General features: G+C 65.7%; 19 protein-coding genes. 7 read left to right on the top strand and 12 right to left on the bottom strand.

The features are described from left to right. Positions 1 to 43: 43 nt before the first annotated feature. The 3 genes from lysA to argH all read right to left on the bottom strand — a co-directional run bounded on the left by lysA (position 44) and on the right by argH (position 3,108). Positions 44 to 1,309, bottom strand: a complete 1,266-nt coding sequence (lysA, locus tag BCCGELA001_RS04905) for a diaminopimelate decarboxylase (RefSeq protein WP_008543364.1) — start codon at positions 1,307 to 1,309, stop codon at positions 44 to 46. A gap of 23 nt (positions 1,310 to 1,332) precedes the next feature. Then, complete coding sequence (gene lptM, locus BCCGELA001_RS04900; protein ID WP_060734748.1) at positions 1,333 to 1,617, bottom strand: LPS translocon maturation chaperone LptM; 285 nt, start codon at positions 1,615 to 1,617, stop codon at positions 1,333 to 1,335. A 93-nt stretch (positions 1,618 to 1,710) separates the two neighbouring features. Continuing rightward, a complete protein-coding gene (gene argH / locus BCCGELA001_RS04895; RefSeq protein ID WP_060734747.1) occupies positions 1,711 to 3,108 on the bottom strand; it encodes an argininosuccinate lyase in 1,398 nt (465 codons plus the stop codon). A 102-nt stretch (positions 3,109 to 3,210) separates the two neighbouring features. Here argH and tlpA point away from each other — a divergent pair, with 102 nt between their 5' ends. Continuing rightward, positions 3,211 to 3,876: a thiol:disulfide interchange protein TlpA gene (gene tlpA, locus BCCGELA001_RS04890; RefSeq protein WP_083543291.1), complete on the top strand. Its 666-nt coding sequence runs from the start codon at positions 3,211 to 3,213 to the stop codon at positions 3,874 to 3,876. 6 nt (positions 3,877 to 3,882) lie between these two features. Here the strand turns inward: tlpA and BCCGELA001_RS04885 are convergent, their stop codons facing one another. The 6 genes from BCCGELA001_RS04885 to BCCGELA001_RS04860 form a co-directional block, all read right to left on the bottom strand. Beyond that, positions 3,883 to 4,077 (bottom strand): hypothetical protein, encoded by a 195-nt coding sequence (locus tag BCCGELA001_RS04885; RefSeq protein WP_008543352.1) that lies wholly within the window; start codon positions 4,075 to 4,077, stop codon positions 3,883 to 3,885. A 193-nt stretch (positions 4,078 to 4,270) separates the two neighbouring features. Continuing rightward, positions 4,271 to 5,152 (bottom strand): 3-hydroxybutyryl-CoA dehydrogenase, encoded by an 882-nt coding sequence (locus BCCGELA001_RS04880; protein WP_008543351.1) that lies wholly within the window; start codon positions 5,150 to 5,152, stop codon positions 4,271 to 4,273. Positions 5,153 to 5,342: 190 nt separating this feature from the next. After that, entirely contained in the window at positions 5,343 to 6,287 is a 945-nt protein-coding gene (locus tag BCCGELA001_RS04875; protein ID WP_008543349.1) for an electron transfer flavoprotein subunit alpha/FixB family protein, read from the bottom strand. Continuing rightward, positions 6,287 to 7,036, bottom strand: a complete 750-nt coding sequence (locus BCCGELA001_RS04870) for an electron transfer flavoprotein subunit beta/FixA family protein (protein ID WP_008543346.1) — start codon at positions 7,034 to 7,036, stop codon at positions 6,287 to 6,289. The genes BCCGELA001_RS04875 and BCCGELA001_RS04870 overlap by 1 nt, the downstream gene beginning before the upstream one ends. Before the next feature lie 124 nt (positions 7,037 to 7,160). After that, a complete protein-coding gene (locus tag BCCGELA001_RS04865; RefSeq protein WP_008543344.1) occupies positions 7,161 to 7,733 on the bottom strand; it encodes a cob(I)yrinic acid a,c-diamide adenosyltransferase in 573 nt (190 codons plus the stop codon). 1 nt (position 7,734) lies between these two features. Then, positions 7,735 to 7,929 (bottom strand): twin transmembrane helix small protein, encoded by a 195-nt coding sequence (locus tag BCCGELA001_RS04860; RefSeq protein WP_008543342.1) that lies wholly within the window; start codon positions 7,927 to 7,929, stop codon positions 7,735 to 7,737. 233 nt (positions 7,930 to 8,162) lie between these two features. On the opposite strand from BCCGELA001_RS04860, the gene BCCGELA001_RS04855 reads away from it, so the two are divergent. Next, positions 8,163 to 9,056: a YihY/virulence factor BrkB family protein gene (locus tag BCCGELA001_RS04855; protein ID WP_060734746.1), complete on the top strand. Its 894-nt coding sequence runs from the start codon at positions 8,163 to 8,165 to the stop codon at positions 9,054 to 9,056. Here BCCGELA001_RS04855 and BCCGELA001_RS04850 read toward each other — a convergent pair. Then, positions 8,983 to 10,257 (bottom strand): ATP-binding protein, encoded by a 1,275-nt coding sequence (locus BCCGELA001_RS04850; RefSeq protein ID WP_060734745.1) that lies wholly within the window; start codon positions 10,255 to 10,257, stop codon positions 8,983 to 8,985. The two genes, BCCGELA001_RS04855 and BCCGELA001_RS04850, sit on opposite strands and share 74 nt — an antisense overlap. 89 nt (positions 10,258 to 10,346) lie before the next feature. Beyond that, the gene (gene gluQRS, locus BCCGELA001_RS04845; protein WP_060734744.1) at positions 10,347 to 11,216 is read right to left on the bottom strand and encodes a tRNA glutamyl-Q(34) synthetase GluQRS; all 870 of its coding nucleotides are present in this window, start codon (positions 11,214 to 11,216) and stop codon (positions 10,347 to 10,349) included. A gap of 126 nt (positions 11,217 to 11,342) precedes the next feature. Here gluQRS and BCCGELA001_RS04840 point away from each other — a divergent pair, with 126 nt between their 5' ends. Beyond that, on the top strand, positions 11,343 to 11,996 hold the full coding sequence (locus tag BCCGELA001_RS04840; RefSeq protein WP_060734743.1) for a DNA-3-methyladenine glycosylase family protein: 654 nt from the start codon (positions 11,343 to 11,345) through the stop codon (positions 11,994 to 11,996). Here the strand turns inward: BCCGELA001_RS04840 and BCCGELA001_RS04835 are convergent. Then, complete coding sequence (locus BCCGELA001_RS04835) at positions 11,993 to 12,880, bottom strand: LysR family transcriptional regulator (protein ID WP_060734742.1); 888 nt, start codon at positions 12,878 to 12,880, stop codon at positions 11,993 to 11,995. The two genes, BCCGELA001_RS04840 and BCCGELA001_RS04835, sit on opposite strands and share 4 nt — an antisense overlap. Before the next feature lie 177 nt (positions 12,881 to 13,057). Here BCCGELA001_RS04835 and BCCGELA001_RS04830 point away from each other — a divergent pair, with 177 nt between their 5' ends. The 4 genes from BCCGELA001_RS04830 to BCCGELA001_RS04815 all read left to right on the top strand — a co-directional run bounded on the left by BCCGELA001_RS04830 (position 13,058) and on the right by BCCGELA001_RS04815 (position 18,710). Further along, on the top strand, positions 13,058 to 14,032 hold the full coding sequence (locus BCCGELA001_RS04830) for an NAD(P)H-dependent flavin oxidoreductase (protein WP_008543324.1): 975 nt from the start codon (positions 13,058 to 13,060) through the stop codon (positions 14,030 to 14,032). A 32-nt stretch (positions 14,033 to 14,064) separates the two neighbouring features. Further along, a complete protein-coding gene (locus BCCGELA001_RS04825; RefSeq protein WP_008543322.1) occupies positions 14,065 to 15,249 on the top strand; it encodes an ABC transporter substrate-binding protein in 1,185 nt (394 codons plus the stop codon). A 24-nt stretch (positions 15,250 to 15,273) separates the two neighbouring features. After that, positions 15,274 to 16,800, top strand: a complete 1,527-nt coding sequence (locus BCCGELA001_RS04820; RefSeq protein WP_060734741.1) for an acyl-CoA synthetase — start codon at positions 15,274 to 15,276, stop codon at positions 16,798 to 16,800. 152 nt (positions 16,801 to 16,952) lie between these two features. Then, positions 16,953 to 18,710 carry a flavin-containing monooxygenase gene (locus BCCGELA001_RS04815; RefSeq protein ID WP_008543311.1) on the top strand — a complete coding sequence of 586 codons (1,758 nt, stop codon included), beginning with the start codon at positions 16,953 to 16,955 and terminating at the stop codon, positions 18,708 to 18,710. The last annotated feature ends 3 nt before the right edge of the window (positions 18,711 to 18,713 follow it).

Raw genomic sequence — 18,713 nt, 5'->3', positions numbered from 1 at the left:
TTCGCGGGGATGACACCGCGGCCGTTGAGCCGGCGTTGCCGACTCACAACCACGGCGCCGGCGTGTCCATCGCGATCAGTTGCTCGACCTCGATGCGCGGGCGCACGACGGCGTATTGGTCGTCCTTCACCAGCACCTCGGGCACCAAGGGCCGCGTATTGTAGGTGCCGGCCTGCACCGCGCCATAGGCGCCTGCGGTCATGATGGCGAGCAGGTCGCCCGGCTTCGGCGTCGGCAGGGTGCGGTCGAGCGCGAGGTAGTCGCCGGTCTCGCAGACCGGGCCGACGACGTCGGCCGTGATGGTGGCCGCGCCCTTCGCAGCCTGCGTCACCGGCAGGATGTCGTGATGCGCCTCGTACAGGGTCGGGCGGATCAGATCGTTCATGGCGGCGTCGATGATGACGAAATTCTTGCCGTCGCCGTGCTTCACGTAGATGACCTTCGCGACTAGGATGCCGGCATTGCCGACGATCATGCGGCCCGGCTCGAACATCAGCGTGCAGCCGAGATTGTGGCTGACGCGCTTGACCATGGCGGCATAGGCGTCGGGCGCCGGCGGCGCCTCGCGGTCCATGTAATAGGGAATGCCGAGACCGCCGCCGAAATCGACGTGACTGATGTTGTGACCGTCGGCGCGCAGCGTCTGCACGAATTCGGAGAGGATGCGGAACGCGGTCTCCATCTTGGAGAGGTCGGTGATCTGGCTGCCGATATGCACGTCGGTGCCGGTCACCTCGATGCCCGGCAGTCTCGCCGCGCGGGCATAGACCTCGCGCGCATGGGCGATCGGGATGCCGAACTTGTTCTCGGATTTGCCGGTGGAGATCTTGGCATGCGTGCCGGCATCGACGTCGGGATTGACGCGCACGGAGATGCGCGCGGTCTTGCCCATCTCGGTCGCAAGCCGCGACAACAGCTCGAGCTCGGGCTCGGATTCGACGTTGAGGCAGAGGATGTCGGCGGCAAGCGCGGCGCGCAGCTCGGCCTCGGTCTTGCCGACGCCGGAGAACAGGATCTTGCTGGCGGGAATGCCGGCGGCCAGTGCCCGCTTCAGCTCACCGCCCGAGACGACGTCGGCACCGGCGCCGAGCTTGGCCAGCGTGCGCAGCACCGACTGGTTGGAGTTCGCCTTCATGGCGTAGCAGACCAGCACCTTCTCGCCGGCGAAGGCATCTGCGAAGACGCGGTAGTGCCGCTCCAGCGTCGCGGTCGAATAGCAATAGAACGGCGTGCCGACGGTCGCAGCCAGCTCGGACAGGTTCACCGCCTCGGCGTGCAGCACGCCGTTGCGATAGTCGAAATGGTTCATGGCGCAGGCTCGGTTGTCCCGGCTTATTTCCGGGCGGGAGGTTCGTCCAGGAGCGGATCGAGAATAAACGGCTTCTTGCGGCCCTTCGCCGCCGCAGGCGCAGGATCCGCACTATAGGTGGGGCTGAGCGTGCCCGGCGCCCTCGGGGCTTCGGTCTCGGCGTCGGCCGGCGCGGCGCCCGTGGTCGCGGACGCGGTCGGCGGCAGATCCAGCGGGCCTTTGCGGCCGCAGCCGGCGAGCGCCAGCGCCGTCAGGCTAAGGACAATGATGGCCCACCCCGAGCCGGCCGGGCGAAACTTTGACGTCACGACGAAATCCCCACTACGCGGCGCGCACCATACAGAGATTGGCGCGCTCTGGCGAGAGCCGGATGACCATGAAAGATAAGCGAAATTTTGCCCTCAGCCCGATTTTCGCTCTTTTTCCAGCCGCTTCGCCCAGCTCTTTGCCTGAGATGCCACGTTCTTCGGCGCGGTGCCGCCGAAGCTGGTCCGGCTCTTCACCGACGATTCGACCGAGAGCACGCCGAGCACCTCCTTGGTGATCTTCGGCTCGATCGCCTGCATCTGCGTCAGCGGCAGCTCGTGCAGCGCCACGCCGCCCTCGGCCGCCATGGCGACGATGCGGCCGGTGACGTGGTGGGCCTCGCGGAACGGCATCTTCAGCGTCCGTACCAGCCAGTCGGCGAGATCGGTCGCCGTGGCATAGCCCTCGCCGGCTGCCGCCTTCATCCTGGCTTCATCGGGCACGAGGTCGCGGACCATGCCGGTCATGGCGCGGATCGCCAGCGACAGCGCGGCAAAGCCCTCCATGGCGCCCTGCTTGTCCTCTTGCATGTCCTTTTGATAGGCGAGCGGCAGGCCCTTCATGACGATCAGAAGCCCGTTGAGCGCGCCGATGACGCGGCCGGTCTTGGCACGCACCAGCTCGGCGGCATCCGGATTGCGCTTCTGCGGCATGATCGAGGAGCCCGTGGTGAACTTGTCGCTGAGCCTGACAAGGCCGACCAGCGGCGAGGTCCAGATCACGATCTCCTCGGCAAAGCGCGACATGTGCACGGCGCAGATCGCGGCCGCCGAAAGCGTCTCCAGCACGAAGTCGCGGTCGGACACCGCATCGAGCGAGTTCGCCATCGGGCGGTCGAACAGCAGCGCCTTCGCGGTGGCATGGCGGTCGATCGGGAACGAGGTGCCGGCGAGCGCGGCCGCGCCCAGCGGGGATTCGTTCAGCCGCTTGCGCGCGTCCTGGAAGCGGCCGCGGTCGCGCGCCGCCATCTCGACATAGGCCAGCAAGTGGTGACCGAAGGTGACGGGCTGCGCGGTCTGCAGATGCGTGAAACCGGGCATCACGGTTGCGGCGTGTTCCAGCGCGCGCTCTACCAGCGCCTGCTGGAACGCGGCGAGCGCAGCATCGGTCTCGTCGATGACGTCGCGGACGAACAGGCGGAAATCGGTCGCGACCTGGTCGTTGCGCGAACGCGCCGTGTGCAGGCGGCCGGCGGCGGGCCCGATCAGCTCGGACAGGCGGCTCTCGACGTTCATATGGATGTCTTCGAGCGCGCGCTTAAACGTGAAGCCGCCCTTGCCGATCTCTGACAAGATCGTGTCTAGACCCTTGCCGATATTTTTCGCATCAGAGGCCGTGATGATGCCCTGGCTGGCCAGCATCGCGGCGTGGGCCTTGGACGCGGCAATGTCCTGCGCGAAGAGGTGACGATCGACGTCGATGGAGACGTTGATCTCTTCCATGATCTCATCGGGACGTTCCGAGAACCGGCCGCCCCACATCTTGTTGCTCATGATCCCCTGCTCACGCCTTGCTGTCGCCGCACGTTTGCCGACTGCTGCCAGCCGTATTAAGAGGCCCCTGATAGCCATATCTGCGACCGGATGACAAACGATATGCTCGACAAGACGCCCTCCGCAAAGCGCCGGATCCCCCTCGTCATCGCCGCCGTGGCGGTCGTGGGCCTGGCCGGCTTCGCCGCGCTGTACGGGCTGGGCCTGAGTCGCGCGCCCTCAGGCGATCCGACCTGCAAGCCGGCGGTCGCGACGGCGCAGAAAATCGCCCCGCTTGCCCACGGCGAGGTCGCGGCGCTGACCATGGCCAGCGCCCCGCTGAAGCTGCCCGACCTCACCTTCGAGGATGCCGACGGCAAGCCGAAGAAGCTGTCCGATTTCCGCGGCAAGACGCTGCTGGTGAACCTCTGGGCCACCTGGTGCGTGCCCTGCCGCAAGGAGATGCCGGCGCTGGACGAGCTCCAGGGCAAGCTGTCCGGCCCGAATTTCGAGGTGGTGGCGATCAATATCGACACCCGCGATCCCGAGAAGCCCAAGACCTTCCTGAAAGAGGCCAATCTTGTCAGGCTCAGCTATTTCAGCGACCAGAAAGCCAAGGCTTTCCAGGATCTTAAGGCGATAGGCCGGGCGCTGGGGATGCCGACTTCGGTGCTGGTCGACCCGCAAGGCTGCGAGATCGCGACGATTGCGGGACCCGCGGAATGGGCCAGCGAGGACGCGCTCAAGCTGATCCGGGCCGCGACCGGCAAGGCCGCCGCGTCGCTTTAGGTATCTTCAGGCGGTGACGTTGAGATTGCCGCCGACGCCGGGGCCGACATTGGCAAGCGAGGGCTGACCGGCGCCGAGCAGCGTCAGGACGGTGGATTTCTCCATATCCGCGTTCTGCTTGGTCAGCGTCGCCGCAATATTCGACTGCAGCGCGCCTTGCTGAGCGGCCAGCATGGTGCTGACCATCGCCATCATGTCCATTACGCGAACCCTCGTACTGGACGTAACCTAGGCGCGAGAGGTTAACGGGAGGTGAGCGGAAGCGGGTCTCGTGTCCCGGACAAGGTGCGGCACGAAGTGACGCGACGCAGAGCCGGGACCCATGCTTCAGCGTGCACGCGGCTTCTGAGCCCCGGCTCGACAGCGCTCCGCGCTGCGTCCGGGGACGGCTCCCTTACCGCGTCGGAACCGGCTTTGCGCCGCGGTAGTCGTAGAAGCCGCGCTGCGTCTTGCGGCCGAGCCAGCCGGCCTCGACGTATTTCACCAGCAGCGGGCACGGACGGTACTTGGAGTCGGCCAGCCCCTCATGCAGCACCTGCATGATAGAGAGACAGGTGTCGAGGCCGATGAAATCGGCGAGCTCCAGCGGGCCCATCGGATGGTGCGCGCCGAGCTTCATCGCGGCGTCGATCGCCTCGACATTGCCGACGCCTTCGTACAGCGTGTAGATCGCCTCATTGATCATCGGCAGCAGGATGCGGTTGACGATGAAGGCCGGAAAATCCTCGGAGACCGCGACCTGCTTGCCGAGCTTGCCGACGAATTCCTTGGCTGTCTCGAAGGTGGAATCGTCGGTGGCGATGCCGCGGATCAGCTCCACCAGCTCCATCAACGGCACCGGATTCATGAAGTGAATGCCGATAAAGCGTTCCGGCCGGTCCGTGGCGGCGGCGAGCCGCGTGATCGAGATCGAGGACGTATCGGAGGCGACGATCGCCTCCGGCTTCAACACGGCGCAGAGCTCGTGGAAAATCCTGCGCTTGACCTCTTCCTTCTCGACCGCGGTCTCGATCACGAGATCGCAGTCGGCGAGGTCGTCCAGCTTCTCGGCCAGCGAGATGCGCGCCATCGCCTTGGCCTTGTCGTCCTCGGAGACGGCCTTCTTGGAGACTTGCCGCGCCAGATTGCCGTTGATGGTGGCCATGCCCGACTTGAGGCGGTCGGCCGAAACGTCGTTGAGCACCACGTCGAAGCCGGCCAGCGCCGCAACATGCGCGATGCCATTGCCCATCTGACCCGCGCCGATCACGCCGACCTTCTTGATCACTGCCGCCATCTTGTCATCCACCGGAACGGCGCGCATGTCGCGCCTGCCTATCCCCCGAGCCGGGAGGTCCGATTTAATCAGAACCTTGGCTCGAAACCTAGATTGGATCGCTTCGAAGGCGTGCCCCACGCCAAAGAAAACGCCTCAAAAAGCAACACCGGCCGGAGTTTTTAGCTCCGGCCGGTGTTTTTGGCTCGTTTTACTTGCCGAGTTTGCCGAGTTCGGCCGTGAGCTCCGGAACCGCCTGGTAGAGGTCGGCGACCAGGCCGTAATCGGCGACCTGGAAGATCGGCGCGTCCTCGTCCTTGTTGATCGCGACGATCACCTTGGAGTCCTTCATGCCGGCCAGATGCTGGATCGCGCCGGAAATGCCGACGGCGACATAGAGCTCGGGGGCCACGACCTTGCCGGTCTGGCCGACCTGCCAGTCGTTCGGCGCATAGCCGGCGTCCACCGCGGCGCGCGAGGCACCGACACCAGCGCCGAGCTTGTCGGCGAGCGGCTCGATGTACTTGGCGAAATTCTCGCGGCTCTGCATGGCGCGGCCACCGGAGACGATGATCTTGGCCGAAGTCAGCTCGGGACGGTCGCTCTTGGCGACCTCCTCACCAACGAACGACGACAGGCCGGGATCGGCCGCCGCCGCGACGTTCTCGACCGCCGCGCTGCCACCTTCGCCAGCTGCGGCGAAGGTCGAGGTCCGCACCGTGATGACCTTCTTGGCGTCCTTGGACTTTACTGTCTGGATGGCGTTGCCGGCATAGATCGGACGCTCGAAGGTATCGGGGGCGACCACCTTGATGATCTCCGAGACCTGCATGACGTCGAGCAGGGCGGCGATGCGCGGCATCACGTTCTTGAAGCGCGAGGTCGCGGGCGCGACGATCGCGTCATAGCCGGAGGCCAGCGACACCACCAGCGCGGCCAGCGGCTCGGCGAGATCGTGCGCATAGAGGTCGCCGTCGGCGAGCAGCACCTTCTTCACGCCGGCAAGCTTGGCTGCGGCATCCGCCGCGGCCTTGGCGTTCTGGCCGGCCACCAGCACCTCGACGTCGGCGCCGAGCGCGGCAGCCGCGGTGAGAGCCTTGTTGGTCGCATCCTTCAACGACGCGTTGTCGTGTTCGGCAATCAGCAGCGTCGTCATCAGAGCACCCCGGCTTCGTTCTTGAGTTTGGACACCAGCTCGGCGACGTCCTTGACCTTGACGCCCGCCTTGCGGCCCGCCGGTTCAGTGGTCTTGAGAACCTCGAGGCGCGCGGCGACGTCGACGCCGTAATCGGCGACGGTCTTCTCCGCGATCGGCTTCTTCTTGGCCTTCATGATGTTGGGCAGCGAAGCATAGCGCGGCTCGTTGAGGCGAAGGTCTGTGGTGACGATCGCCGGTCCCTTCAGCTTCACGGTCTGCAGACCGCCGTCGACTTCGCGGGTGACCTTGAAGTCGGATCCTTCGACATCGAGCTTGGAGGCGAAGGTCGCCTGCGACCAGCCGAGCAGCGCGGCCAGCATCTGGCCGGTCTGGTTGCTGTCATCATCGATCGCCTGCTTGCCGAGGATGATCAGGCCCGGCTGCTCTTCTTCCGCGACCTTCTTCAGAATCTTGGCGACCGCGAGCGGCTCGACATTTCCCTCGGCCTTCACCAGGATGCCGCGGTCGGCGCCCATGGCGAGCCCGGTGCGGATCGTCTCCGACGCCTGCGCGGGTCCGATCGAGACCACCACGACCTCGGTGGCCTTGCCACCTTCCTTCAGGCGCAGCGCTTCCTCGACCGCGATCTCGTCGAACGGATTCATGGACATTTTGACGTTGGCGAGTTCAACGCCCGATCCATCGCCCTTGACGCGGACCTTGACGTTGTAATCGACCACCCGCTTTACCGGCACCAAGACCTTCATCGATCCTCTTTCACAATTTGGGAGGGGGGTTATCAACTGGCGCGGAACCTAAAGGCCTGATCAGGCCCGGTCAACGCGCCAAGGGGCCAAATTTTAGACCTTAGAAATACAGCGCCCAGATGGGTCAGCGGTTCTGGCCGGGAACCCAGAGTACGTCGCCGGCACCATTGCCGTTGGCGGCGCGGCTGGCCACGAACAGGAAGTCCGACAGGCGGTTCATATATTGGATGCCAGCCGCGCCCACCTGCTCGTTGGGCTTGGCCGCCAGTTCCACGATCACGCGTTCCGCACGGCGGCATATTGTACGCGCGACGTGGAGATGAGCTGCGGCCGGCGTCCCGCCGGGCAGCACGAAGGAGGTCAGCGGCGCAAGCTTGTCGTTGAGCGCGTCGATGTCACGCTCCAGCCGCTCGACCTGGCTCGCCACCACCCGCAGCCGCTCCGCTTTGCCTTCGCGCTCGGGCACTGCGAGGTCGGCACCGAGATCGAACAGATCATTCTGGATGCGGCCGAGCATCGCGTCGAACTCGGGAAGATCATGCGTGTAGATCCGCACCACGCCGATCGCGGCATTGGTCTCGTCTACGGTGCCATAGGCCTCGATGCGCAGATCGTATTTCGGACGACGCTCGCCGGTTCCGAGCGCCGTCGTGCCGTCGTCACCGGTCTTCGTGTAGATGCGGTTCAACGTGACCATGTTAGCGTCCCATCGCCCAGACTGCAGCCATGGCGATGACGATCGCCACGAACTGAAGCAGCACGCGCCAGCGCATCAGCTTCTGCGAGGTATTGGGCGAGCCGCCGCGCATCATGTTGATGAGGCCGAGCAGCAGCACCAACGCCACGGCGCCGACCGCAATCGGCAGGATGAAAGTACTCAGGATAGATGCCATCGAGGGGTGATAACACCGTGCGCGCCGGTCCGCCATGGTGCTGCGACAGCCTCCGGCGTCATCCCGGGGCGATGCGCGGCGCGCGTCCTGGAATGACGGCGCGGCGCTTCGCGAACTGGCTTTTGGGCCAGGAATATCAGATGGTAGCGCGATGATTTTCGGTTTGCGCCCATTGCTTGTGCTCCTGACCTCTCCCTACGTGCAGGGGGAGAGAGCAGCGGTGTAGGTGCCACGTGAAAGCCATCCGCTACATTTACTGCGTCCTGGAGGATGCCTTCTACACATTCCTGGCCGATGACGGCTGGGCGATCGCCAGCCACATCGCGCTGTCGACGCTGATGGCGCTGTTCCCGTTCCTGATTGTGCTGACCTCGCTCGCCGGGTTCTTCGGCTCCAAGGAACTCGCGGACCAGGCCGCCAGCCTGATGCTGCAGGTCTGGCCCAAGCAGGTCGCCGACTCCATCTCGGGCGAGGTTCACGACGTGCTGACCACGACCCGCACTGGCCTGCTAACCATCGGCGCGGCGCTGTCGGTCTATTTCGCCTCCAACGGCGTCGAGGCGCTCCGCGTCGCGCTCAACCGCGCCTATGCGGTGGTGGAGATGCGGCGCTGGTACTGGCTGCGGCTGGAATCGATCCTTTACACGCTGATTGCTGCTTTCACCGCGCTCGCCATGGCGTTCCTGATCGTGCTCGGCCCGCTCCTGATCGAAGCGGCGCGACGCCATATCCCGCTGTTCGTCGAGTCGAACGAAAGTATCCTCACCTGGCTGCGCTACGGCATCACCATCAGCGCGCTGGTGGTGGCGCTGATCATCCTGCACGTCTGGCTGCCGGCGGGACGGCGCGGCTTCCTCCAGATCCTGCCCGGCATCGTCTTCACCATCGTGGCGTCGCTGATCTCGGGCATCGTGTTCGGCCAGTATCTGGCGCGCTTCGCCAACAATTACGTGACGATGTATGCGGGGCTCGCCTCGGTGATCATCGCACTGGTGTTCCTGTATTTCATCGCCGCGATCTTCGTTTACGGCGGCGAGCTCAACGCCGCGATCATCAAGTCGCGGCTTCCTCGCGGCGTGTCGCTTCAAGCAGCGCAGTCGCTAGCGCCCGCGGAGACACAGGCTTGACCAGGAAGGCGTCGGCACCGGCCTCGCGCGCGGCCGCCTCGTCCTCGCCGCGGCCGGAGACGCCGATGATGGGGATCCGGGCCAGCGGCGTCGGCATCGTGCGAATCCGCCTGATGGCTTCGACCCCGTCGATGCCCGGCAGCACCATGTCCATCAGCACCGCGTCGAACGCGCCCTGGGCGAGACGGTCAATGGCGTCCTCGCCGCGCCCGATGAACTCGGCAAAATGGCCGAGTTCGGCCAAGATGGTGTTGAGCACCACGCGGCCGAACGGATTGTCCTCGACGCTGAGCACGCGGAGAGTGGCCACCGTCTCGGGCTCGCTCCCCTCCTTCGTCTTGCGCGATTGGCCCGATCCCGACACATCCAGCGACACCGTCAGGGTGAACGTCGCGCCGCCGCCACGGCGCGGCGCAACGGTGATGTCACCGCCCATGGCGCGCGCCAATTGCTTCACCGAGGATAAGCCCAGACCGGCGCCCCCGAAACGCGAGGCGATGGTGACATTGGCCTGGGTGAACGGACGGAACAGCCGCTTGATCTCGGCCATGGTGAGGCCAATGCCGCTGTCGGACACCGCGAAGGCGATGCCGACCTTGCCTTTGCCCCTTGCCTTGCCTTTGCGCTCGCCCTTGGCGGCACGCCAGGGCTCGACCGCAAGCGCCACGCCGCCCTGATCGGTGAATTTCACGGCATTGTCGATCAGGTTCTCGAGCGCGGCGCGCAGACGGACGGAATCGCCGACCACCAATCCCGGCAGCTTCTCTGAAATATCGACCTCGGCCTGAAGACCCTTGGCGGCGGCACGGCCGGCCAGCGAATCGCCGGCGCTGCGGGCGAGCGCCCGCAGGTCGAACAGATCCTGCCGGAGCGTGCTTCCCCCCGCCCCCTTCCCCGTCCTGGCAGCGTCCACGAACAGCGTGGCAAGGCTCGCCAGGTGTTCGGCGCCAGCCTTGATGGTATCGGCCCAGCGGCGCTCCCGCTCGCCGAGATCGGAGGTCGCGAGCAGGTCGCTGATCGCCAGAATCCCGGTCAGGGGGGTGCGGACCTCGTGGGCAAAGGCGGCGAGTGCGGCCTGGACCACGTCAGGCGTGACCGCCTTGCTGCTGCGCCCGCGCACCCGGCCGGCCGCCCCGGACCGCTTCCGAGGCGGTCGCCTGGACGTCCGCGTGGTGCGCGCTGGGCGCTTTTTCGCCGCCATAGATCCCCTTCGAACCCGGGCTATCGCGCAAGCATGGCACGGCGAAACACCCGGAGTCACGGCGGCGTTGAGCTAACCCCCAGAGAAACTTAACCTAATCCCACCAGCTGGCGGATCCCGGCCGGCGTGACGCCGGCCGCGCGCAATTCGCGCAGTCCGGTCGACCGGCTCGATTTCGACAGCTTCCGCCCGTCCCCGTCGCGCATCAGGCGGTGGTGGCGGTAGGCGGGTTCCGGCAGGCCGAGCAGGGTTTGGAGCAAGCGGTGGACCGCGGTGGCGTGAAACAGGTCCTGCCCCCGCACGATCTCGCTGACGCCCTGGAGCGCGTCGTCAACCGCCACCGACAAATGGTAACTGGTCGGTATTTCCTTGCGGGCCAGGATGACGTCGCCCCAGGCCTCCGGCCGCGCCGGGACGGTACCGTGCTCGGCATCGGGTCCTTCGCCCAGTTCGTTCCAGGTCAGGCCGGCAGCGCGGCGGCAGGCGGCGGCGATGTCGAGCCGCAACGCGTAAGGCGCGCCGGATGCGATCAACCGCGACCGCTCGTCGGCCGACAGTGACCTGGCGTCACCGGGATAGAGCGGTGCTCCGTCGGGATCGCGCGGCCACGGCCCATCGGCCTCACGCGCGGCCACCAGCTTGGCGATCTCGGCGCGGCTTTCGAAGGCGGGATAGACGAGGCCGAGCGCTGAAAGCTCATCCAGCGCGGCGCGATAGTCGGCCAGATGCTCCGACTGCCGCCGCACCGGCGTCTCCCAGGCGATCCCGAGCCAGGCGAGATCCTCATAGATCGCCCCGTCGTATTCCGGCCGGCAGCGCGTCACGTCGATATCCTCGATCCGCAGCAACAGCCGCCCGCCGCTCTCACGCGCACGCTCGAAGTTGAGCAGCGCGGAATAGGCGTGGCCGAGATGCAGGAAGCCGTTCGGGCTCGGGGCAAATCGGAAAACGGGTGGCATCGGCTCTCGCAAGACTTGTCATTGCCGGGCTTGACCCGGCAATCCCTCTTCCAGGAGTCTGTTACGATAGGAGATGGATGCGCGGGTCAAGCCCGCGCATGACACCGGAGAGACTTGTCGATCACCATGACCATCCACCTCGAAACCCAGTCCGATCTCGAAGAAGCCGTCCACGCGCTGATCAAGCGCGATCCGCGCCTCAAGCCGGTGCTGGAGATCGCCGGCATGCCCGCCTTGCGGCGGCGCGAGCCGGGGTTTACGGGGCTGGCGCACATCGTCTGCGGCCAACAGCTCTCGACGGCAAGCGCGGCGGCCATTTGGGGACGGCTGTCGGCTGCGTTCGATCCGTTCGACCATGACGCCGTGCGCCGCGCGCGCACCGACCGGCTGGGGCGGCTCGGCCTGTCCGCCGCCAAGATCAAGACATTGAAACATCTGGCGCGTGAAATCACTGCGCAGCGGCTGAACCTCGACGTGCTCGCGGAGGAGGACGCCGACGCCGCGCATCACACGTTGATCTCGCTGCCCGGCATCGGCCCCTGGACCGCCGACGTGTACTTGCTGTTCTGCCTCGGCCATGGCGATGCCTGGCCGGCCGGCGACCTCGCCGTGCAGGAGGGCATCCGCATCGGGCTCGGCCTGAAGGCGCGGCCGACGGAGAAGCAGATGGCGCCGCTCGCCCAACCCTGGCGTCCACTGCGCGGCGCGGCAGCACATCTGTGGTGGAGCTATTATCGCGCGGTGAAGAAACGCGAGGGCGTGCTCGCGGCGTCAAGCTAACCCCGCAGCCGCTCGCGATCGACGCGCGCGCATTGCGCCACGAATTCGATCACGGCCCGCACCGCGGGCAGTTCGACCAGGTCGGGATGGGCGAGCAGCCAGAGATCGGCGATGCTGACGAGCTTCTGCGGCGCGACGCGCACGAGATCCGGATAGCTCTCCGCGACGAAGCAGGACAGCGCGGAGATTCCGATCCCGGCGCGCACCGCCGCCAGCATGTCGCCCTGCGAGGAGCAGCGCATCACGACGGTGCCCTGGCGCGTGATCGTATCGCTCCAGCGCGCCAGCTGTGCATTGGAATCCTGATCGGCAAAGCCGATCACGCTGTGCCCCTTCCACTCGGCGCTGCGTTCCGGCAGGGCGCGGCCCGCAGCATAATCGCGCGACGCATAGAAACCGGTGCCGAGGCGACCGATCTTGCGGCCGACCAGATTCTCCTCGCCGCTGTCGACCGGGCGCAGCACCACGTCGGCCTCCCGCCGCCGCACGCTGGCCGGAAACGGATGGGTGATGATCTCGAGCCGGATGTGATCATGCGCATCCAGGAAGGATCGCAGCCGCGGCATCAGCCAGTGCGAGGCCAGCGTCGCTCCGATCGACAGCTTGACCGTGCCGCGCGCCTTGCGACCACCGGCGCCGACCGCCGCCTCGGCCCGGAGCGCGGCGGCGGCCATCGCGTCCGCGTGCTCGCGCAGGGCGCGCCCATCGGCGGTGAGCACGTAACCATCGGCGGCGCGCGCCAGCAGCTTGGTACCGAGTTGCGCCTCCAGCGCCGCGATCTTGCGGCTGACAGTCGGATGGCTGGCATGCAGCCGGCGCGCCGCGGCGGTGAAGCTGCCGGTGTCGGCGACCGCAACGAAGGTCCTGCAGAGATCCCAATCCATCCGTCGCCCGTTCAAATCCGAATACATCTATGTTCAATATTGAACGATCCCCGACGCGGCGTCCAACCCTATAGTGGGATCAAACCGTCAGGCGCCATTCCGCCGGCGCGACAACCAAAATGGAAGCGCTCACCCATAGGCCGAAGAGAACCGGCCATGCGCGCGCGGGAGGATTTGATGGCATTGCCTGCTCTGCTCAAGGACAATCTGGAACTGCCCGTCGTCGGCTCGCCGCTGTTCATCGTGTCCGGACCGGAGCTGGTGATCGCCCAGTGCAAGGCCGGCGTCGTCGGCTCGTTTCCGGCGCTCAACGCTCGCCCCGTCGAAAAGCTCGACGAATGGCTGAGCCGGATCGAGGATGAGCTCGGCGAGTACAAATCGCGCAATCCCGGCAAGAAGGTCGCGCCCTATGCCGTCAACCAGATCTGTCATGCCTCCAACGACCGGCTGATGAAGGACATGGAGACCTGCGTGAAGCACAAGGCGCCCATCATCATCACCTCGCTGCGGCCCCCGGCAGAGATCGTCGAGGCCGCGCATTCCTATGGCGGGCTGGTGTTCCACGACGTCATCAACGTCAAGCACGCCCGCAAGGCCGCCGAGCAGGGCGTCGACGGCCTGATCCTGGTCTGCGCCGGCGCAGGCGGGCATGCCGGCACGCTGTCGCCCTTCGCGCTGGTCCGCGAGGTCAAGCAATGGTTCGGCGGCGCGATCCTGCTGTCAGGTGCGATCAGCGACGGCTTCGGCATCGCCTCCGCGCTGACGCTGGGCGCCGACCTCGCCTATATGGGCACGCGCTTCATCGCGACACGGGAAGCCAATGCCGACGAAGCCTACAAGTCCGCGCTGACGCAGCATGCCGCGCACGACATCGTCTACACCAACCTGTTCACCGGCGTGCACGGCAATTATCTCGGTCCCTCCATCGCCGCCGCAGGATTGGACCCGGACAATCTCCCGATCGCCGACAAATCGAAGATGAATTTCGGCTCCGGCGGCAACATGAAATCGAAAGCGTGGCGCGACATCTGGGGTTCAGGCCAGGGCATCGGCCAGATCGTGGATGCTCCGCCGGTCGCCGAGCTCGTGGACCGGATGAAGGGCGAATTCGACCAAGCCCGGCAGGATTTCCTGATGCGCGCCAGCGCCTGATCTGAACCAAAGAAGTATCAAGGGAGGACATCATGAAGCTCGCAGCCGCAATGATCGGCATGTCCCTGCTGGCGCTTGCTAGCGGCAGCGCTCACGCCGAAGGCAACGGCGAGATCCGCATCGGTCAGACCCTGCCGTATAGCGGTCCGGCCTCCGGCTTCGGCGCGATCGGACGGACGCAGGAGGCCTTCTTCGAGAAGATCAACGCCGAAGGCGGCATCAATGGCCGCAAGGTCAAGTTCATCACGCTGGACGATGCCTATTCGCCGCCGAAGACGGTGGAGCAGACCCGCAAGCTGGTGGAGCAGGACGAGGTGCTGATGATGTTCGGCTCGCTCGGGACCGCCACCAACAGCGCTGTGCAGCGTTACCTCAATGGCAAGAAGGTGCCGCAGCTGTTCGTGCTCTCGGGCGCGACGAAATGGGCCGATCCGCAGAAATATCCGTGGACCATGCCCGGCATGGCCGCCTACGAGTCCGAAGGCGTGGTCTATGCCAAGCACGTGCTGCGCACCAAACCCGGCGCCAGGATCGCCATTCTGTCCCAGAACGACGATTTCGGCCGCGACTATGTCGCCGGCTTCAAGCGCGTGCTCGGCGACAAGGCAGCAAGCATGATCGTCGCCGAGCAGACCTACGAGACCAGCGCACCGACGATCAGCTCGCAGCTCTCGACGCTGAAGGCATCGGGCGCCGACGTGCTGTTCGGCGTCGTGCTCGGTAAATTCACCTCGCAGATGATCAAGGGCGTGGCCGAGATCGGCTGGAAGCCCGAGTTGTTCTTCGTGCCGACCTCGGCCTCCTCGATCTCGTTCCTGGAGCCGGCGGGCCTCGACAATGCGGTCGGCCTGATCTCGTCGAGCAACCAGAAGGACACGATGGACCCGCAATGGGCCGACGATCCCGGCGTGAAGGAGTATTTCGCCTTCATGAAGCAATACATGCCGAATGCGGACCTCTCCAATTCCAACTACGCGGCCGGCTACCACTATGCGACGCTGCTGATGACCGTGCTGAAGGCGTGCAAGGATGATGTCAGCCGTGACAACATCATGCGCCAGTCGGCGTCGCTGAAAGAGGTGAAGCTGCCGCTGCTGCTGCCGGGCATCGCCGTTTCGACGGGGCCAGACGACTATCTGCCGTTCCAGCAGCTTCAGCTTCGCCGCTTCAACGGCAAGAGCTGGGTCGGCTTCGGCGACGTGCTGGATGATCGCTGAGCTCGCACAGGTTAGGAACACGCCATGATCATCAGCGGCGAACGCCAGATCGGCTATGACGAGATCCAGGCCCGCATCAGGCGGGCGGCGAGCGGGCTGCGCGCCCTGGGCCTCGCCGAGGGCGCTCCGGTCGCCATGATGCTGCGTAACGATTTCGCGCTGTTCGAGGTGGTTGCGGCGTCCGCCGCGCTGGGCAGTCCGGTGGTGCCGATCAACTGGCATCTCAAGGCGGAGGAGGTCCGCTACATCCTGACCGACAGCGGCGCGAATATCCTGGTCTGCCACGCCGACCTGCTGCCGCAGATTCAGGGCGGCGTGCCTGAGGATGTCCGTCTCCTCGTCGTCGCGACGCCACCTGAACTCGCGGCGACATTCGCCATTCCCGAGGAACTGGCGGCGGTCCCGGAAGGACATGCGGATTGGGACCACTGGCGCGACGGGCATCCGGAAACCCGGGAGCCGCCGCGCCGGGCCGCAGCGATGATCTACACCTCGGGGACCACGGGCATGCCGAAGGGCGTGCGCCGCATGCCGATGCAGCCCGAACAGGCCGCGGCCTCCGAACGCGTCGGGGCGATCGCCTATGGCATCAAGCCGCGCGACAACCAGGTCGTGCTGATCAACGGACCGATGTATCACTCGGCGCCGCATTCCTACGGCATGATGGCGTTCCGCCACGGCTGCACCATCGTCCTCCAGGCGCGCTTCGACGCCGAGGAGCTGCTGGCGCTGATCGAGCGCCATCGCGTCACGCACATTCACATGGTGCCGACCATGTTCGTCCGGCTGCTGCGCCTGCCAGAGGCTGCGAGACAACGTTACGACCTCTCATCGCTGCGTTTCGTCGTGCACGGGGCCGCGCCGTGCCCGCCCGAGGTCAAGCGGGCGATGATCGATTGGTGGGGACCAGTCATCAACGAATATTTCGGCTCGACCGAGACCGGCATCCCGGTCTGGCATTCGGCCGAGGAGGCGCTGAGAAAGCCGGGCACGGTCGGCCGCGCCATCGAAGGCGGCATCGTCAAGATCTTCCGCGACGACGGCAATCTCTGCGGCGCCAACGAGGTCGGCGAGATCTACATGCGCCAGACGGCGGTGCCCGATTTCGACTATCACGGCAAGGCGCAGGCGCGGGCGGAGGCCGGACGCGACGGCCTCGTCAGCGTCGGCGACGTCGGCTATCTCGACGAGGACGGTTATCTCTTCCTCTGCGACCGCAAGCGCGACATGGTGATCTCCGGCGGCGTCAACATCTATCCGGCCGAGATCGAGGGCGTGCTGATCGCCATGCCAGGGGTGCGCGATTGCGCCGTGTTCGGCATTCCCGACGCCGAATATGGCGAACGGCTGTGCGCCTGCATCGAGCCGGAAGGGGACGCGCAGCTCTCCGCCGCCGCAGTGCAGGCTTTCCTGCGCGAGCGGCTCGCCAATTTCAAGGTGCCGAAGGAGGTTCAATTCCAGGACGCGCTGCCCCGCGAGGCGACCGGAAAGATCTTCAAGCGCAAGCTGCGCGACCCCTATTGGGCAGACCGGAGGCCGGGCAGCCCTTAGTCGCCCGCCGCCGAGCCGGGCCAAGCGTCGCCGGCATATTCCGTCCGAGCAGGGCCATATGCCGGTATTGCTCGGGTCATCGGCTTTTGGCCGCCCGCGAAACTGTGTAGCCTCGACCAGAGGAAACGCCGCGAAGACGGCCACGAGGTCGCATGCTGGACAGGACGAAAGATATTTCCGTCGCCGTGCAAGTCTGGCTCGATGCGTTCGAGCGCAGGCTGGACCAGCCCGATCCAGCCTCGCTGGACGACCTCTTCCTCGCCGATAGTTTTTGGCGCGATGTGCTGGCGCTGAGCTGGAACCTGCAGACGGTCGCCGGCCGCGATACGATCGCGCAGGGGCTGACCACGCTCGGGCCCAAGGCGAGGCCGACTGGTTTCAGGGTCGCTCCCAACCGCGCCCCGCCGCGCTGGGTGACGCGCGCCGGCACCAATACTATCGAAGCGATCTTCAATTTCGAGACTGCGATCGGCCGCGGCAGCGGCATTGTCCGGCTCATTCCCGATGGCCCCGACGACCGCCTGAAAGCGTGGACATTGCTGACTGCCCTCGACGAGCTCAAGGGATTCGAGGAACAGCTCGGCACGTCGCGGCCGCGCGGCCAAGCCTATTCGCGCGATTTCCGCGGGCCGAACTGGCTCGACCTGCGCAACGTCTCACGCGACTACGGTGATCGCGACCCGACCGTGCTGGTGGTCGGCGGCGGCCAGGCCGGTCTTGCGATCGCGGCGCGGCTGAAGCAGCTGCAAATCGACACCCTGATCGTCGACCGCGAGGCACGCATCGGCGACAATTGGCGCAAGCGCTACCATGCGCTGACGCTGCACAACCAGGTTCAGGTCAATCACCTGCCCTACATGCCCTTTCCGCCGAACTGGCCGACCTATATCCCCAAGGACAAGCTCGCCAACTGGTTCGAAGCCTATGTCGAGGCCATGGAGCTGAATTTCTGGACGGGCACCGAGTTCGAAGGCGGCGCGTATGACGAGGCCGAAGGTCACTGGACTGTCACGCTGCGCCGCGCCGACGGCAGCACGCGTGCCATGCATCCGCGCCATGTGGTGATGGCAACCGGCGTCAGCGGCATCCCGAACATCCCGGACATTCCGACGCTCGGCAATTTCAAGGGCACGCTGGTGCATTCCAGCCGCTACGAGGACGGCGAGAACTGGACCGGCAAGTGCGCCATCGTGATCGGCACCGGCAACAGCGGCCACGACATCGCGCAGGACCTGCATTCCAGCGGCGCCGAGGTGACGCTGGTGCAGCGCTCGCCGACACTGGTCACCAACATCGAGCCATCGGCCCAGCTTGCCTATGCGACCTACAATGAGGGCACGCTCGAGGACAACGATCTGATCGCTGCCTCGATGCCGACGCCGCTTGCGAGGAAGACGCATGTGATGCTGACCGAGCAATCGAAGGAGCTCGACAGGGAACTGCTCGACGGCCTCTCCCGAGTCGGCTTCAAGCTCGACTTCGGCGAGGCCGGCACCGGCTGGCAGTTCAAATATCTGACCCGTGGCGGCGGCTATTATTTCAACGTCGGCTGCTCCAACCTCATCGTCGAAGGCGTCATCAAGCTCAGGCAGTTCTCCGACATCGAGAGCTTCACCGCCGATGGCGCGCAGATGAGGGACGGCACGACCATTGCCGCCGACCTGATCGTGCTCTCCACCGGCTACAAGCCGCAAGAATATCTGGTGCGAAAACTGTTCGGCGACGCCGTCGCCGACCGCGTCGGCCCGATCTGGGGCTTTGGCGACGGCTTCGAGCTGCGCAACATGTATGCGCGTACGAAGCAGCCCGGCCTCTGGTTCATCGCCGGCAGCCTCGCGCAGTGCCGCATCAACTCGAAATATCTCGCGCTGCAGATCAAGGCGATCGAGGAAGGGATTTTGGGGCCGTAAAGC

This window comes from Bradyrhizobium sp. CCGE-LA001, from assembly GCF_000296215.2.
GTDB lineage: Bacteria > Pseudomonadota > Alphaproteobacteria > Rhizobiales > Xanthobacteraceae > Bradyrhizobium.
The sequence above is the reverse complement of the archived record's forward strand: the minus strand, read 5'-3'. Positions and strand labels throughout refer to the sequence as shown.

Excerpts from the sequence above, each read along its gene's own strand:
- lysA (WP_008543364.1), bottom strand. The coding sequence starts at position 1,309 with ATGAACCATTTCGACTATCGCAACGGCGTGCTGCACGCCGAGGCGGTG.
- argH (WP_060734747.1), bottom strand. The coding sequence starts at position 3,108 with ATGAGCAACAAGATGTGGGGCGGCCGGTTCTCGGAACGTCCCGATGAG.
- tlpA (WP_083543291.1), top strand. The coding sequence starts at position 3,211 with ATGCTCGACAAGACGCCCTCCGCAAAGCGCCGGATCCCCCTCGTCATC.
- BCCGELA001_RS04885 (WP_008543352.1), bottom strand. The coding sequence starts at position 4,077 with ATGGACATGATGGCGATGGTCAGCACCATGCTGGCCGCTCAGCAAGGC.
- BCCGELA001_RS04880 (WP_008543351.1), bottom strand. The coding sequence starts at position 5,152 with ATGGCGGCAGTGATCAAGAAGGTCGGCGTGATCGGCGCGGGTCAGATG.
- BCCGELA001_RS04875 (WP_008543349.1), bottom strand. The coding sequence starts at position 6,287 with ATGACGACGCTGCTGATTGCCGAACACGACAACGCGTCGTTGAAGGAT.
- BCCGELA001_RS04870 (WP_008543346.1), bottom strand. The coding sequence starts at position 7,036 with ATGAAGGTCTTGGTGCCGGTAAAGCGGGTGGTCGATTACAACGTCAAG.
- BCCGELA001_RS04865 (WP_008543344.1), bottom strand. The coding sequence starts at position 7,733 with ATGGTCACGTTGAACCGCATCTACACGAAGACCGGTGACGACGGCACG.
- BCCGELA001_RS04860 (WP_008543342.1), bottom strand. The coding sequence starts at position 7,929 with ATGGCATCTATCCTGAGTACTTTCATCCTGCCGATTGCGGTCGGCGCC.
- BCCGELA001_RS04850 (WP_060734745.1), bottom strand. The coding sequence starts at position 10,257 with ATGGCGGCGAAAAAGCGCCCAGCGCGCACCACGCGGACGTCCAGGCGA.
- gluQRS (WP_060734744.1), bottom strand. The coding sequence starts at position 11,216 with ATGCCACCCGTTTTCCGATTTGCCCCGAGCCCGAACGGCTTCCTGCAT.
- BCCGELA001_RS04840 (WP_060734743.1), top strand. The coding sequence starts at position 11,343 with ATGACCATCCACCTCGAAACCCAGTCCGATCTCGAAGAAGCCGTCCAC.
- BCCGELA001_RS04835 (WP_060734742.1), bottom strand. The coding sequence starts at position 12,880 with ATGGATTGGGATCTCTGCAGGACCTTCGTTGCGGTCGCCGACACCGGC.
- BCCGELA001_RS04830 (WP_008543324.1), top strand. The coding sequence starts at position 13,058 with ATGGCATTGCCTGCTCTGCTCAAGGACAATCTGGAACTGCCCGTCGTC.
- BCCGELA001_RS04825 (WP_008543322.1), top strand. The coding sequence starts at position 14,065 with ATGAAGCTCGCAGCCGCAATGATCGGCATGTCCCTGCTGGCGCTTGCT.
- BCCGELA001_RS04820 (WP_060734741.1), top strand. The coding sequence starts at position 15,274 with ATGATCATCAGCGGCGAACGCCAGATCGGCTATGACGAGATCCAGGCC.
- BCCGELA001_RS04815 (WP_008543311.1), top strand. The coding sequence starts at position 16,953 with ATGCTGGACAGGACGAAAGATATTTCCGTCGCCGTGCAAGTCTGGCTC.